The sequence below is a fragment of the Paenibacillus sp. FSL E2-8871 genome (assembly GCF_038000345.1).
GTDB lineage: Bacteria > Bacillota > Bacilli > Paenibacillales > Paenibacillaceae > Paenibacillus_AQ.
Map to the genome: position 1 here is coordinate 4,478,843 of NZ_JBBOBV010000001.1, position 13,566 is coordinate 4,492,408.

Annotated in this window: 13 protein-coding genes and 1 pseudogene; 7 read left to right on the plus strand and 7 right to left on the minus strand. The window is 41.1% G+C overall.

Annotation, left to right across the window (positions count from 1 at the left end):
- The first annotated feature begins 172 nt into the window (after window positions 1-172).
- Both guaC and NYE25_RS20305 read left to right on the plus strand, forming a co-directional pair.
- Window positions 173-1,156 (plus strand): GMP reductase, encoded by a 984-nt coding sequence (gene guaC / locus NYE25_RS20300; protein ID WP_042192907.1) that lies wholly within the window; start codon window positions 173-175, stop codon window positions 1,154-1,156.
- 135 nt (window positions 1,157-1,291) lie between these two features.
- Entirely contained in the window at window positions 1,292-2,182 is an 891-nt protein-coding gene (locus NYE25_RS20305; RefSeq protein ID WP_076120369.1) for a diacylglycerol/lipid kinase family protein, read from the plus strand.
- A gap of 102 nt (window positions 2,183-2,284) precedes the next feature.
- Here the strand turns inward: NYE25_RS20305 and NYE25_RS20310 are convergent, their stop codons facing one another.
- The 3 genes from NYE25_RS20310 to NYE25_RS20320 form a co-directional block, all read right to left on the minus strand.
- Window positions 2,285-3,466: a multidrug effflux MFS transporter gene (locus tag NYE25_RS20310; RefSeq protein ID WP_341146708.1), complete on the minus strand. Its 1,182-nt coding sequence runs from the start codon at window positions 3,464-3,466 to the stop codon at window positions 2,285-2,287.
- A 239-nt stretch (window positions 3,467-3,705) separates the two neighbouring features.
- A complete protein-coding gene (locus NYE25_RS20315; protein ID WP_341146709.1) occupies window positions 3,706-4,242 on the minus strand; it encodes a DUF2798 domain-containing protein in 537 nt (178 codons plus the stop codon).
- Window positions 4,239-4,805, minus strand: coding sequence for a TetR/AcrR family transcriptional regulator (locus tag NYE25_RS20320; protein ID WP_341146710.1), 567 nt, complete (start codon window positions 4,803-4,805; stop codon window positions 4,239-4,241). The genes NYE25_RS20315 and NYE25_RS20320 overlap by 4 nt, the downstream gene beginning before the upstream one ends.
- A 414-nt stretch (window positions 4,806-5,219) precedes the next feature.
- On the opposite strand from NYE25_RS20320, the gene NYE25_RS20325 reads away from it, so the two are divergent.
- Entirely contained in the window at window positions 5,220-5,621 is a 402-nt protein-coding gene (locus NYE25_RS20325; protein ID WP_341146711.1) for a RidA family protein, read from the plus strand.
- A 126-nt stretch (window positions 5,622-5,747) separates the two neighbouring features.
- Here the strand turns inward: NYE25_RS20325 and NYE25_RS20330 are convergent, their stop codons facing one another.
- On the minus strand, window positions 5,748-7,160 hold the full coding sequence (locus NYE25_RS20330; RefSeq protein WP_341146712.1) for an alanine/glycine:cation symporter family protein: 1,413 nt from the start codon (window positions 7,158-7,160) through the stop codon (window positions 5,748-5,750).
- Window positions 7,161-7,468: 308 nt separating this feature from the next.
- Here NYE25_RS20330 and NYE25_RS20335 point away from each other — a divergent pair, with 308 nt between their 5' ends.
- The 3 genes from NYE25_RS20335 to NYE25_RS20345 all read left to right on the plus strand — a co-directional run bounded on the left by NYE25_RS20335 (window position 7,469) and on the right by NYE25_RS20345 (window position 10,235).
- Entirely contained in the window at window positions 7,469-8,455 is a 987-nt protein-coding gene (locus NYE25_RS20335) for an SDR family NAD(P)-dependent oxidoreductase (RefSeq protein WP_341146713.1), read from the plus strand.
- Complete coding sequence (locus NYE25_RS20340; RefSeq protein ID WP_341146714.1) at window positions 8,452-9,558, plus strand: undecaprenyldiphospho-muramoylpentapeptide beta-N-acetylglucosaminyltransferase; 1,107 nt, start codon at window positions 8,452-8,454, stop codon at window positions 9,556-9,558. Before NYE25_RS20335 ends, NYE25_RS20340 begins: the two co-directional genes overlap by 4 nt.
- 164 nt (window positions 9,559-9,722) lie before the next feature.
- Window positions 9,723-10,235, plus strand: a complete 513-nt coding sequence (locus NYE25_RS20345; RefSeq protein ID WP_341146715.1) for a DinB family protein — start codon at window positions 9,723-9,725, stop codon at window positions 10,233-10,235.
- A gap of 25 nt (window positions 10,236-10,260) precedes the next feature.
- On the opposite strand, the pseudogene NYE25_RS20350 reads toward NYE25_RS20345, so the two are convergent.
- Window positions 10,261-10,848 (minus strand): annotated as a pseudogene (locus NYE25_RS20350) (NAD(P)H-dependent oxidoreductase).
- A gap of 121 nt (window positions 10,849-10,969) precedes the next feature.
- Here NYE25_RS20350 and NYE25_RS20355 point away from each other — a divergent pair.
- On the plus strand, window positions 10,970-11,407 hold the full coding sequence (locus NYE25_RS20355) for a MarR family winged helix-turn-helix transcriptional regulator (protein ID WP_341051101.1): 438 nt from the start codon (window positions 10,970-10,972) through the stop codon (window positions 11,405-11,407).
- Window positions 11,408-11,526: 119 nt separating this feature from the next.
- On the opposite strand, the gene NYE25_RS20360 is transcribed toward NYE25_RS20355, so the two are convergent.
- Both NYE25_RS20360 and hprK read right to left on the minus strand, forming a co-directional pair.
- Window positions 11,527-12,408, minus strand: a complete 882-nt coding sequence (locus tag NYE25_RS20360) for an SMI1/KNR4 family protein (protein ID WP_341053384.1) — start codon at window positions 12,406-12,408, stop codon at window positions 11,527-11,529.
- Between the two features lie 164 nt (window positions 12,409-12,572).
- Window positions 12,573-13,484, minus strand: coding sequence for an HPr(Ser) kinase/phosphatase (gene hprK, locus NYE25_RS20365; RefSeq protein WP_042192937.1), 912 nt, complete (start codon window positions 13,482-13,484; stop codon window positions 12,573-12,575).
- Window positions 13,485-13,566: the final 82 nt, after the last annotated feature.

The following is a 13,566-nucleotide window of genomic DNA, read 5'->3' on the forward strand; positions in this document are numbered from 1 at the left end:
CAGTTCACTATATGAATCATTACCCGTACACCAAATCGTCGTATAATTAAGTCCAATTTACACCATAATGTACTAGAATTTTGACTTCTTGTTCGGAATGCTGTACATTACAAAGTGGACGAACAATAATCAAACCAAAATACTATAATGTTCGCATTTAGAGGTGTATATAATGAAAAAAGTATTCGATTATGAAGATATTCAGTTAATTCCTGCAAAATGTATCGTAAATAGCCGTTCTGAGTGTGATACAACAGTCACCTTAGGTGGTCATACTTTTAAATTACCTGTGGTACCTGCAAATATGCAAACCATCATAGATGAGAAGATCGCCAGCTTCTTAGCCCAAAATGGCTACTTCTACATTATGCATCGTTTTGAACCGGAGAAGCGTACGTCTTTCATCAAGGACATGCACACCCGCGGATTAATCGCATCCATTAGTGTCGGAGTCAAAGAAGAAGAATACGATTTCGTTGAACAATTAGCTAACGAACAGTTGATTCCGGAATTCATTACGATCGATATTGCACATGGTCATTCCGAGGCTGTCATTCGAATGATCAAACATATTAAACAGTATTTACCTGCTAGTTTCGTTATTGCTGGAAACGTGGGAACTCCTGAAGGCGTTAGAGAATTAGAGAACGCTGGGGCCGACGCTACTAAAGTGGGAATTGGACCAGGGAAAGTATGTATCACGAAGATTAAGACAGGATTCGGAACAGGTGGCTGGCAATTAGCCGCACTACGCTTGTGTGCCAAGGCTGCAAGTAAGCCTATTATCGCTGACGGAGGCATTCGGACACATGGAGATATCGCCAAGTCCATTAGATTTGGTGCTTCCATGGTCATGATCGGTTCCCTATTTGCTGGGCATGAAGAATCTCCTGGTGATACCATCGAGATCGATGGAAAGCTGTATAAAGAGTACTTCGGCTCCGCTTCTGAATACCAAAAAGGTGAAAAGAAGAATGTTGAGGGCAAAAAAATAGTTGTCGAGCACAAAGGTGCTTTAGCAGAAACCTTGAGAGAGATGGAGCAAGATCTTCAGTCCTCGATTTCTTATGCTGGAGGCAATAAATTAGAAGCTATTCGTAAAGTAGACTATGTTATCGTTAAGAATTCCATTTTTAATGGTGACAAGGTCTATTAACAAACATAAAAGAGGTGAGTAAGACGACTTAAGTCGTTCTTGCTCACCTTTTTTTAGGTTGTTATGATTTCTGCTATACCACTTTGGGGTAATCATCTAATAGGCTATTAGATTGAACAAGAGAGGATAATCCCTATGCGGCAAGCTATGATTATTATTAACCCCTCATCTGGTAAAGAAGAAGCTGGCGAATATGTCAGATATGCAGAAAGAGTTCTAGCTGATCAAGGCTACTTGGTTACGATTAAGGAGACGGCAAAAGAACTAGATGCAACTCGTTATTGTATCACTGCCTGTGAGGAGTGTTACGATCTAGTCGTCTCCATTGGCGGGGATGGCACGCTTCACGAGACCATTAATGGTCTTATGAATCAGAAACAACACCCAAAGTTAGGTGTAGTCCCTTTAGGAACGGTTAATGATTTTGCCCGCGCGTTACAGATTCCATTGAATCCCGAAATAGCCATTCAAACCCTTGCTTCCTCTAACGTAAAGACAGTAGATATTGGTTGCTTGAATGACCGCTTATTCGGAAATGTTGTTGCTGTAGGTTCAATCGCCGGATCTTTATCCTCCGTATCAATCGAAGAGAAAACCAAGCTCGGCTCATTGGCATATTTGAAAGAGGGCCTAAAACAACTTACAAGCACTTCCCCCCACCCTCTTGTCATTCATTATGACGAGAAGACATGGCAAGGTGATTCCCCGCTTTTTCTCGCCGTGTTAACCAACTCCGTTGGCGGATTCGAGAATCTGATACCTGATGCTGCGGTTGACGATGGTCTGCTTCACTGTTTTATTATTCAAGACCTCAGTATACTCAATACCATTACAGCCAGTATTTCTTTACTACTTGGCAGCCTTAAGGATCATAAAGACGTTGTCTATTTCACGGCCCAGAATGTGACTGTGAGCTCTCCAGAAGCCGTAAGAACCAATGTGGATGGTGAAGAAGGTCCGATTCTACCAATTACGCTAAGTGTTCTCCCTCGTCATATCCAAGTCATTGTACCGGAAGTAGACTAACAAATAAAAAGCAGTCCGGAACTCAAAAAGTTCCAGACTGCCATTCAGTTATGGATACCCCGTTCCATATCTCCTTCTAATCAAATAACTAAGAAGTAAATTCTATTCCGTTACAATAAACTTTTTACTTAATAACCACATTCCGCCGCTAATCCCTAAGAAATAGATGGGCATCGTCAGTAATGAACCATTATGCAGGGCGCTCATTCCCCATGTCGCCAAACTAACTAATAAGTAATATCCCAAACTGAAGATCGCACCTGCTGTTCCCACAACATCCTGAAAATTGACAAGCGCAAGACTTAGACAATTAGGTAAAGCGATACCGGCCCCCATTAACATGACAAAAAGGGTTATTAGAATGCATACCATCAACATCATATTCGGCAACGAGGCAAGGCTGCTTACGATTGTTAATAGCAAAGCCCCACTGGTCATCACTAGACAGCCGATGTGAATTATTTTTTCTGCGGCATAGAGACTCAATAATCTCTTGGACATCATTGCTCCCACTATCGATGCCAAAGCCACAACAATGCCTAGAAAACCATATACTCCCGGTGAAATGTTAAAGTGTTCAATAAATATAAAGGGTGCTTCCGCATAGTAGCTAAATAAAACTCCATTGATGCCCCCGATCAGTAACCCAAACACTAGTACACGTGGCAATGAGAGCATTCTTTTAACGATAGGTAGAATAGCCACCTTTTTTCTCACGGAAACATCAGTCGTTTCTGGCAGCTTCCAAAAAGCATACACAAATAACAACACACTCATCATCACTAATGTAAAGAAAACCGCTCGAAAACCAAAAGCTTGATCCACCCATCCGCCAATAAGCGGCCCTACTGCTGGAGTAAAAGCAATCACCGCCGAGATTTGGGCAAACATAGCATGCCGCTTATTCCCGGATACACTCTCCCGAAGAATGGTTTGCGTAATGATAGAGCCAGTTGCTGCTCCAAATGCTTGAATGAAACGGCTGACCAGAAGTAGAGTAATGGATTCCGAGTAAAAACACATCAAGCTTCCAATACCATATACAATGAGGCCACCCAGCATGGCAGGTCTCCGTCCGATGAAATCAGAGAGCCAACCCCAACACAAAACACCTAAAGCAAATCCGATAAAATATATGCTTAATGTTAACTGTACAGAACTATTAGAGACCCCAAGTGCTACCGCAATATCCGGCAACGATGGAGTGTAGATCGTCTCACTAATTTGCGGAAAAGCCACAAGAACAATCATTAAAAGTAAAGATGGTGCTGCATATTTTTTCATATTAAATTCGCCCTCCTACAAGCTTATATCCTCGAACAACAACAAGAATATGAGCCTAGCTAGGGAAATGGGGGCATCATTATGGCAAGACGACTATAGATCATCATGTTCGATATTACCTTTCATTGTTAAGTTTTCTTTGTTATATAGGAGGGTTTCAATGATTCAACTAAAATATCATTATATACGGTAATAGAAAAGCTCTCAAACGAAACGCATCGCCTGAGAGCATATTTATGTTATGAGTTTTGTTCCGATAATCCATTTACAGTTATACCAGCGGCGCTGGACTTCTTTTTATCCTGAGAAGCATGTAGCTTTACCATCACAAATCGTGCAAAAGGTTGGATCACTATACTTTCAGCGATCAGTACAATCAGGAAATTTCTTGGCCAATTCGCTAAGAAGTGATTGAACGTTTCAGAACTCAATCCGTTTCCGATGATGTCTCCAATAAAGGTCATCACAAATGACATTCCTAGTACGGTGAAAAGAATACGAAATAGAATTTTGGCGTTGAAGCTATCGCTAGGTTGTGTGAATTTAGCTGTCAGCTTTTCTGCGATACGCCCAATAACAACAGGCTCTATAATCATAACAATGACCCAAATGATCGGAAACACCTTAAGGATCGATAAAGCAACTTCCCCATTAATTTCTCCAACCGCTAAAATGATATTTAATGAAGACATAAACAGAACGGTTAGTGTACAAATAATTGCACCGTATAATGCCCCCTCTTTGCCGTTTCTCGGTAATCTTGTTTCTAGATTCATGATGTTCTTCCTTTCAAAATTGTCGGTAATAGTTTCGCAATAGTCTTTAAAGGTGCGGTAGATCGCTGCGTTTGACACAGCATGATCGCACCCTCAATCGAGGTTGTCATCAATAAAGCAATATCAGAAGCTAGTTCATTCGAGAAGCCTTCAGTTGCAAGCTTCGTGTAGTAAATAGTCTGAATGTTCTCATAAAGTGAGTTACATGCTTGGCGGACAGGCTCACTGACCGTAGCCATTTCACTGACAATACTGCTAAATGTATAGCCTGTAAGCTTGCCCTCGGTTTCCAAGTTGTGAATTAACTTATTAAGCATGAATTTCGTGGCCTCTTGCGTAGAAGAATGCTTTTTGAAAATGTCCTCCATATCTATTGTGATTGCTTCCTTTAGGCTCTTTAGACAAGCAATTAATAGCTCTTCTTTTCCATTTGGAAAATGATGATAGAGCGCTCCTTTGGTAACATCACAAGCTTTTAAAATTTCACTAACGCCTACACTCTTGTAACCTTTTTGTTGAAAAAGGAGTGTCGCCTTCTCAATCATTAGTGATTTTCTATCCATAATTACGTATTTCCCCCAAACATACCAACCGGTCTGTTTGTAATTATAACAATATAATATCCGTTAATGTAAGTGTTTTTTGCTTTTTTTCAAAAAAAGCATTGAAGTTTTCATAAAATACAGCAAAAAAAAGATCCTAGTCATGTTATGCCGGAGGAGGCAAAGTTGCCGTCGCACATGGATTAATGTTATCATTCTGATGAAGTTATTTTACTTTAAATATGAAGGAGGAATGCCTGATGAAAAAGAGATCCCTAAAATATTTATCTTTTGGTATTGGGTATTCTACTGCTGTTTTTTTCTAGAATTAATGATTGATAGGATAAGTCTGTCAAAAATTAAAACTAAAAAACAGTGGAGATATATAACCTAGCTATCGTTATGTATCTTCTATTTAAAGGAGACCTCATAAAAATGAACTTAAATAATCATGTGATCACAAGATATAATCCAGAAAATATTGCGAAGCCCGTTGGTAACTACAGTCATGTAACAAAAATAAGCAGAAACGCTGAAATGTATGTATTTTCTGGTCAAATTGGAATCGATCAAAACAGTAATATCCCTACAGATTTTAATCAACAAGTAACAAATACGATGAGTAATATTGTGGAAGTCCTTTCTTCTCAAAAGCTAACTCCCGATCATGTAATTAAAATCAACATTTGGGCCACAGAAGAAATCGATTGGGATCATTTCGATGAAATTTGGAATAAATTATTCGGTATGACACCTCCTTCAATGACCATTGCTTATGTAAAAGGATTAGGTTTGCCTGAATTAAAAATTGAATTAGATGTTTGGGCTGCAGGATAAACTAAATTAAGCAGGACTAATTTAAAATACTGTACGCAAAACGAGCCTTAGAAGCAATTCTAAAGGCTCGTTTTTCTAATCTGACAGCAAAAAGAGCTCAGTCTCCTGAGCCCTTCAAATACATTTCTATCTTTTTATATCTGAAGAATTGTCCCAACCTTCAACGTTCTCGAGCCCCGGAATGCTGTCTTTATAGAAAACAGGATCCTTCCCTTCACGTTTCTGCTTTTTATAATCCTTCAAGGCGGCAAAGGCCACTTTAGATAATAGCAGGATGGCAATCAAATTCACGATAACCATGAAGCCCATAAATAAGTCGGCCAAATCCCATACCAATTGAACCTTTGCTACGGAACCAAAAATAATCATCGCCAAAACACTGTATCTATAGAATAGTAATACTTTTTTGTTGGAATTCAAAAATTCTATATTAGTCTCACCGTAATAATAATTTCCAATTAACGTGCTGAAAGCAAACAAAAAAATCATAATCGCTAGTGATCCGGATGCCCACGAACCAATATGCTCGCTTAATGCGGCTTGTGTCAGCTTGATTCCATCCAGCCCTGGCTGCTTATAGGCATCAGACAACAAGATAATGAACGCCGTACTCGAACAAATAAGTAACGTATCTGTGAGTACGCCTAGCGCTTGCATTAGCCCTTGCTTCACCGGATGACTTGTGGTTGCTGTTGCCGCGGCATTAGGTGCACTACCCATACCCGCTTCGTTAGAGAACAGTCCACGCTTCACACCCTGTAGAATTACTGCACCAAGAGAGCCACCAGCGATTTGTTCAAATCCGAAGGCACTTTTCACAATGAGTACGAGAACTCCTGGGATCTCTGTAATATTAATCAGCATAATAATAAGAGCAGCCCCAATGTAGATTCCTGCCATTACGACTACAATATATTCGGACATTCTTGCGATACGCTTAACACCGCCAAAGATAACCAGCGCAAAGGCAGCAGCCATTACAAGCCCAAGAATGGCCCGATTGGTGCCAAAAGAATTCTCAAAGGCCACTGTGACCGTATTCGATTGGACCGCGTTAAATACAAGCCCGAAGGATAATGTAATCAGAACCGCGAATATCGCTCCCATCCAGCGCTTGTTCAGGCCTTTCTCCATATAATAGGCAGGCCCACCGCGAAATCCGGTCTTATCCCTCACTTTATATACCTGTGCCAAAGTGCTTTCTATAAATCCGGAGGCTGATCCAATAATGGCAATCACCCACATCCAGAAAATAGCCCCTGGACCACCTATGGCAATAGCAATTGCGATTCCCGTTATATTACCTGTCCCTACCCTCGCCGCCATACTGATGCAGAAGGCCTGGAAGGATGAAATACTATCTTTTGACCTTTCATTGGATCCTTTAAGAACCCGAAACATTTCTTTGAACATACCAAACTGTACAAATTTCGATCTTACGGTGAAATAAAGTCCACAAGCAATAAGAAGGATCACCAGTATTTTCGACCACAAAAAATCATTTGTTACGCTAATCATACTATCTAAAAATTGTTGCATGTAATTCCGCCTCTCCATTCTGTCGATACCAAGTTGCTAAGCTTATAACACATAGTATTTTCAAATATAACAGTCATTATTTCAAATGCCAATAAAAATTGTAACTTTCATAACATCTCTTGTCAGTGGGTTTCGCATACTTTTCAGAATTCTGGTAGAAAATACTATTCATATCTGAAGAGAGGTTAAGGAACCTAGTACGGGTTCTTTAACCTTTTTTTGATTTTGAGAACTTTCGCTTTGCCATATTCACGTAACATATGAACACTATGATTATTGTGTAGCTAAGATCATAGGAGGAACAAACCGTGCAAAATACAACCATATTAATTACCGGTGGAACCGGATCTTGGGGACAACAACTCGTGAAACGGTTATTGGAAAGAGACCCAAAAGAAATCAGAATATTTTCCCGCAATGAGTCACTTCAAGTAGAACTACAACAGGAATATCATCATAATCCCAAACTAACGTTCATCATCGGTGATATACGTGATAAGCAAGAACTGATGCAAGCTTGCCATCAGGTAGATTATATCTATCATTTAGCGGCCTTGAAGCATGTTCCGATCTGCGAACAACAACCAGACAGTGCGATGAAGACTAACGTCCTCGGAACTCAGCATGTGATTCAAGCCGCTATTAAACATGGCGTAAAAAAAGTAGTCTATGTCTCAACCGATAAAGCAGCGCAACCATCGAGCACCTACGGAATGACAAAATCACTCGGTGAAAAGCTAATGGTCCATGCCAACCTCAGACAAACCAAAACTCAGTTTGTATGTGTGAGAAGTGGCAATGTACTTGGCTCAACGGGTAGCGTGGTGCCTATTTTCAAACAAAGTATTGTGGATGGAGTAGACATTTCCCTTACAGATGCTAGAATGACTCGTTTTTTCTTAACCATAGATGATGCAATTACCCTACTCCTTAAAGCAACAGAAGAAAGCAGAGGCGGAGAAGTCTTTGTGACCAAAATGCCTGCTTGCAGCATTAAGGATCTAGCCCAGGTCTTAATTGACGACTTATCAACTAGCACGATCCAAATCAAGGAAACGGGGATACGTCCCGGTGAAAGCTTAAGTGAGGCCCTAATTTCGGAATTCGAGAGTGCTTCTTCCATTCATCTGGATGATCACTATTATGTGATTCTCCCTCCTTTTCCTATAGAAGGTTTACAAGAAGCCTATGCCTCTTGCCCGCCTGTGGACTTCCAGAGCTATGATTCGAATCATGTGTTGATGAGCAAACCTGCGATAAAAGAAATGTTACAACAAGGTGGGTTTCTAGCATGAGTACCTCGATCGTATTTACAGGTGGAGGCTCCGCTGGACATGTATCCGGCAACCTCGTGTTGATCCCTAAGTGTCTAGCAGAGGATTGGGACGTCCATTATATAGGCTCCGAACAAGGAATTGAGCGTAAGCTTTTGTCTGACTACAAGGAGGAAGTGACCTACCATCCCATTTCCACAGGGAAATTGAGACGCTATTTCGATTGGAAGAATGTGACCGATGTATTCAAAATCATGAAGGGCATCTTTCAATCTTACCGACTCCTACGAACCATCAAACCAAGTGTGATTTTTTCTAAAGGTGGATTTGTTTCTGTACCGGTCGTGATTGGAGCCAAACTCAACAAAGTGCCCATCATTATTTATGAACCAGACTTAAATCTTGGACTAGCTAATAAAATATCACTTCCGTTTGCCACTCATCTGTGTACAAATTTTCTGGATACTGTAACCAAATCTGCTTCTCTCAAGGCCGTTCATGCGGGACCGCTCTTGAAGGAGCAATTCAAATTAGCTGATAAACAACGTGGTTTAGCCTTTTGCGGATTCACCTCTGCTAAGCCTGTTCTTCTTATTATGGGAGGAAGCCAAGGGGCACACAGCATTAACCAAATGGTGAACAATGTACTCGCTGAGTTGATAGACAAATTTCAAGTGGTTCATATTTGCGGGGAGGGAAAAGTTGATTATCACCTCTCGATGTCAGGCTACAAATCGTATGAATTCATTACAAGCTGTGAGCTGCCACATTTATTAGCTATGGCGGATATTGTCGTATCCCGTGCAGGCTCAAATTCTATGATGGAGCTTCTTTCTATGCAAAAGCCAATGTTATTAATTCCTCACACGAATGGCGGCAGCCGCTCTGGTCAACTTGCCCAAGCGCAGTATTTTCAACAAACTGGACTCGCTGAAATGTTACTTGAAGAAGAGATAACTAATCAAACCTTTGTTCATTCGATTATGACGCTATACGAGAACCGCTCTACTTACACAGATAAGATGAAACCTTATGAGAACGGCAGAGGAGCCTATAAGGTAATGAATTTAATCAAACAAGTAAGCGGCGAGGACTTAACAATGATCAAGGCAGGCACGGTTTAAATGGGAATGAAGCTAGCGAATTGGTTACTCCTCTGCTTTATCGCTGTCGTCTGTATTTTGGTTTATTTTGGACAAAGAATCCTATAATAAACATCTCTAAATTGTACCGAACATTTTTGGAATGGGTATAATTAAAGCATCTATAATCTTAGGGGGAGAAACTCATGGAGAAACATCCGACGTTAGAAATGTATGACTACAATGTATGGGCTAATCAAACGATCATCCATCGCTTAAAGGAGTTGCCTAAAGACATTTATCATAAGGATATCCAGAGCGGTTTTTCTTCGGTAGCGAAGGTTGTGACGCATATTTATGTCGTGGAGAACATTTGGTTTGACTTAATTGAAGGGCGAACTAGGAATGAAGCTAAAGCATCAGCTGCCCAATTAGAGCCCTTATTAGCTATAAAAAATATTGAAGAAATGGATGTCCTCTATCGTGAGCTAACCAGCAAAAATAAAATGGTGCTGGCTAGTCAAATAGATAAGGACCCCACCGTTGTGTTAGATCATCCAACTATGGGATCACTTGAGACATCCATTTCCGGGGCTATCTTCCACATCGTAAACCATGGCAGCTATCACCGTGGAAATATCGGGACTATGCTGCGACAAATGGACCACACCTCAGTGCTGCAGGATTATGTCGCCTATCTTTATAACGAGTCCAAATGATTATCGAGCTATTATCTTTGAGGCATCAATTAGCTACAGATTTAAAATATTGGTAGACCTGATTTAGCTTTTTGTCATGTTTACCTTTTGGACTCTCCATATTCCCAAACTCGAAAAACTTCACTTTTTTCATACCGCAATATTGAAATAATGCTTTTCTCATCAGCACCTTATGGGAATTGTTTAACCAATATAAAGGATAAAGGGTTGGCCCCTTCATGCTGGAAATACAAACCACGGACTTCCCTTTCAGCAGCCCTTCGGGGATAAGGCCGCCCTTTTCTCTATAAGCAAAATTAGAGGCAAACATTTGATCAATATACCCGAGCAGCATGGCTGGAGGCCGGCCCCACCAGATCGGATACACAAACACAATTTTATCGGCCTGACGAATCTGCTCACGATATTTCTCAAACTTGGGATCGATATGCATGTCTCTTCTACGTTTATTTTCGTTAAAGACCAGCACCGGATCAAATTGCTCTTCATATAGATCAAGCACCTAGATGTTCGTGATCTTTCGATTTTCATTACTTCCTTGAATGACTTTATTGAGAAAAGCATAACTTAAACTTTTATGATTCGGATGAGTATAGATGACTAAAACGTTCATTGATCCACCTCTTTAATTATCATTTGATAACAAAATCGTATCACAATCTTTATTTAGTTGTCAAATGATAATTGTATTATGATAATTATTTTGTTAAAGTTTACACTAAGAGGTGATCGTTATGGACAAAGAAGCGTTTTTTCATAAATTAGTGACCTTTACGACGGCAGTCCATGAAGTAACATTCGATTTAACCAAAGATGTTAGACCGGAAGGTATTACGCCCGTTCAATATAGTATTCTGGAGTATATTGCGGTCAGCCAGCCTGTTACTCTCAGTCAAATTAGTGATTGTAAGAATATCTCTATGCCGAACACGAGCCGTGAGCTCAAGAAATTAACAGAAAAGAATCTTTGCGAAAAGCTGGATGTCGCAGAAGATCGGCGTAAGCAAATGATTCGGTTATCTGACGCTGGACAAGCGATGATGAACAAAGCTTTTGAGCAGATTGGTGAACGTTTCCTGGACCGGATCAAGGATTCTTCTACTGAAGAACTAGAAGAAATCAACCGAGCACTCGATGTGCTTCAGTGCAAGGTGTTTAATAGCGATCAATGAGTGGGTTAAAAAGAAACAGAGCAGCGATTCTCCGTTATTGAAGAACCGTTGCTCTGTTTTTTTCGGTCGTTTATTTGGCTGATTTATCAGCCCCACATTCAGCTAAATCGCCAAATCCACTATTTCACCAGTCCGCCGATAAAGGACTCGAAATTATCAGCCAAGCGAGTAATCTTGTATTTGTTATCACGATCAACATGAATAACCTCGGGTTCGCCATCATTTCCAAACTCGCGGTAATCCAGCATGATTACTTCATTCTCGGAAGGACAATCACAAATCACTACACCAACCTCAGGATAACGTCCATTTTCAATCACAGTCCGGCTGCCTGAAGCTCCACACAGCGACTTATTCTTATCTCGTCCAATTCCAAGGATACCTGAAATCGTAATAAATTCTTCTGTTCCCGGAATTGGGTACCGAGTGTTATGAGGAATTCCCCCATTATGTAGCTTCATCATTTCAACGTAGTATTTTGGCAGCTTAAAAACCAGCTCTTCTTCTACTGAAGCAATCAATGCATCTGTAGGCGGTTCAGAGATATACTCTGAGAACGCATACTCGCTGTCATCCCAAAAGTTGGTGGTGTCGATCGCTACTACAGGCTTCTTTGCAGGTTTATTCACAGGCTTTTTCGTAGCTTTCTTAGCCAATTTTCGTTTGATCCATCCCAAAAACTCCAAGGTGTCCTCATCATCAGGCTCTAGCTCGTCTGCAATTGTAAATGCTTTTAAAGCTTCGTCGTACCGCTTCAGATAATAATAGGAAACTCCGATACGGTAATGCCAAAGCGGGTCACCTTCACCCTCTTCTTCAATGCTCAAATACTGCTCTAAAGCTTCTTCATATTGCCCGAGATTATTAAGCGCTCTGCCCAAATGACTAGTTAGAACATAATCTCTTTCCTCTTCAGGAATTTCCGTTATTGCATCCACGATTTCTTGAAATTCATCCTCTTCATGCCAAGTATCCAATTTTCCCAATAGCTCATCACTCATCATTAATACCTCCTAGTAACGATCACTCAAAATACCTATTAGAAATTATACCATTTATAGCCTATGCCCAGCCAATCACGCATCAAAGGCGAAATTTAGTTAAAAAAACAGACCACATAGCTCTTCTGCGGTCTGTTACGTATACACAAATTCATGAGCACCCCTCATTGCTTGTTTTCAATCCTCTGCATAAACTCTTCTACGGCGCTATAGCCAAGCTGCTTCAGATACCAGTTGTTGGCGGCAGCTTCAATTAGGCCGGCTACGTCACGACCGGGCTGAAGCTGGATTTCAATATGCGGAATTTGGACACCGAGATAGTCTGTGAACTTCGGCTCCAGTTCGAGCTCATTGTTCAAGGAATTTTCTCGCCAAGGAGACAACTCGATGTCGAGTACAATTCGCGTCTCATCCTGAAAAGCTCTACGCCCGTACTGGCGTACAACATTGATCAGACCAATACTGCGCAGCGCTAGGAATTCGCGGGTCGTCTCGTTATGTGTGCCGAGAAGCGTCGCCGGTCCCAGCTTCTTCAGCACCACGATATCATCCGCTACAAACCGATGGCCTCTTCTAATAAGCGTATGCGCGGTTTCGCTTTTTCCAATCCCTGACTTGCCCCTGAGTAGGACACCTATACCAGACACGTTTACACATACCCCATGAATTGAAAGCTCTGGCGCCAGCGCCTTCACCAGATAGGTATCAATCTTTGCGATGATCTCTGTCGTCGTCTCCTGCGTCCGAAGCAACGGGATGCCCTCTTCTTCGCAGAATAGAGTTAAATAAGGAATCTCCTGCTGACCTGTCGTCACAATAAAGCATGGTGGATGATACTTGACGATATTACCAATATGTAACTTGCGCTCTTCAACGCTTAGGGTTAACAGATAATTGATTTCCTTGCAGCCCAATACTTGTACCCGCTTCGTTGGGAAAAAATCAAAGTAACCCACGAACTCCAGACCAGGTCTATGCGCCTTTGAACGAGTGATTTCACGATCCATGCAGCTAGCACCTGCAAGCACTTCCAGCTTAAACGTCTCTGTAAGGCTTTGAACGGTAGTCGATTTCAATGTTGTTCCCTCCTGTGGCTGCGTATCTCAAATACGCAATACGGTTAACGGGATATATTCAACGACAAATGGGATGATTCCT

What these genes read in the sequence shown, in the direction of transcription:
- NYE25_RS20315 (WP_341146709.1), bottom strand. Translation starts at nt 4,242, where the DNA reads ATGAATCTAGAAACAAGATTACCGAGAAACGGCAAAGAGGGGGCATTA.
- NYE25_RS20325 (WP_341146711.1), top strand. Translation starts at nt 5,220, where the DNA reads ATGAACTTAAATAATCATGTGATCACAAGATATAATCCAGAAAATATT.
- NYE25_RS20360 (WP_341053384.1), bottom strand. Translation starts at nt 12,408, where the DNA reads ATGAGTGATGAGCTATTGGGAAAATTGGATACTTGGCATGAAGAGGAT.
- guaC (WP_042192907.1), top strand. Translation starts at nt 173, where the DNA reads ATGAAAAAAGTATTCGATTATGAAGATATTCAGTTAATTCCTGCAAAA.
- NYE25_RS20305 (WP_076120369.1), top strand. Translation starts at nt 1,292, where the DNA reads ATGCGGCAAGCTATGATTATTATTAACCCCTCATCTGGTAAAGAAGAA.
- NYE25_RS20355 (WP_341051101.1), top strand. Translation starts at nt 10,970, where the DNA reads ATGGACAAAGAAGCGTTTTTTCATAAATTAGTGACCTTTACGACGGCA.
- NYE25_RS20330 (WP_341146712.1), bottom strand. Translation starts at nt 7,160, where the DNA reads ATGCAACAATTTTTAGATAGTATGATTAGCGTAACAAATGATTTTTTG.
- NYE25_RS20345 (WP_341146715.1), top strand. Translation starts at nt 9,723, where the DNA reads ATGGAGAAACATCCGACGTTAGAAATGTATGACTACAATGTATGGGCT.
- NYE25_RS20320 (WP_341146710.1), bottom strand. Translation starts at nt 4,805, where the DNA reads ATGGATAGAAAATCACTAATGATTGAGAAGGCGACACTCCTTTTTCAA.
- NYE25_RS20340 (WP_341146714.1), top strand. Translation starts at nt 8,452, where the DNA reads ATGAGTACCTCGATCGTATTTACAGGTGGAGGCTCCGCTGGACATGTA.
- NYE25_RS20310 (WP_341146708.1), bottom strand. Translation starts at nt 3,466, where the DNA reads ATGAAAAAATATGCAGCACCATCTTTACTTTTAATGATTGTTCTTGTG.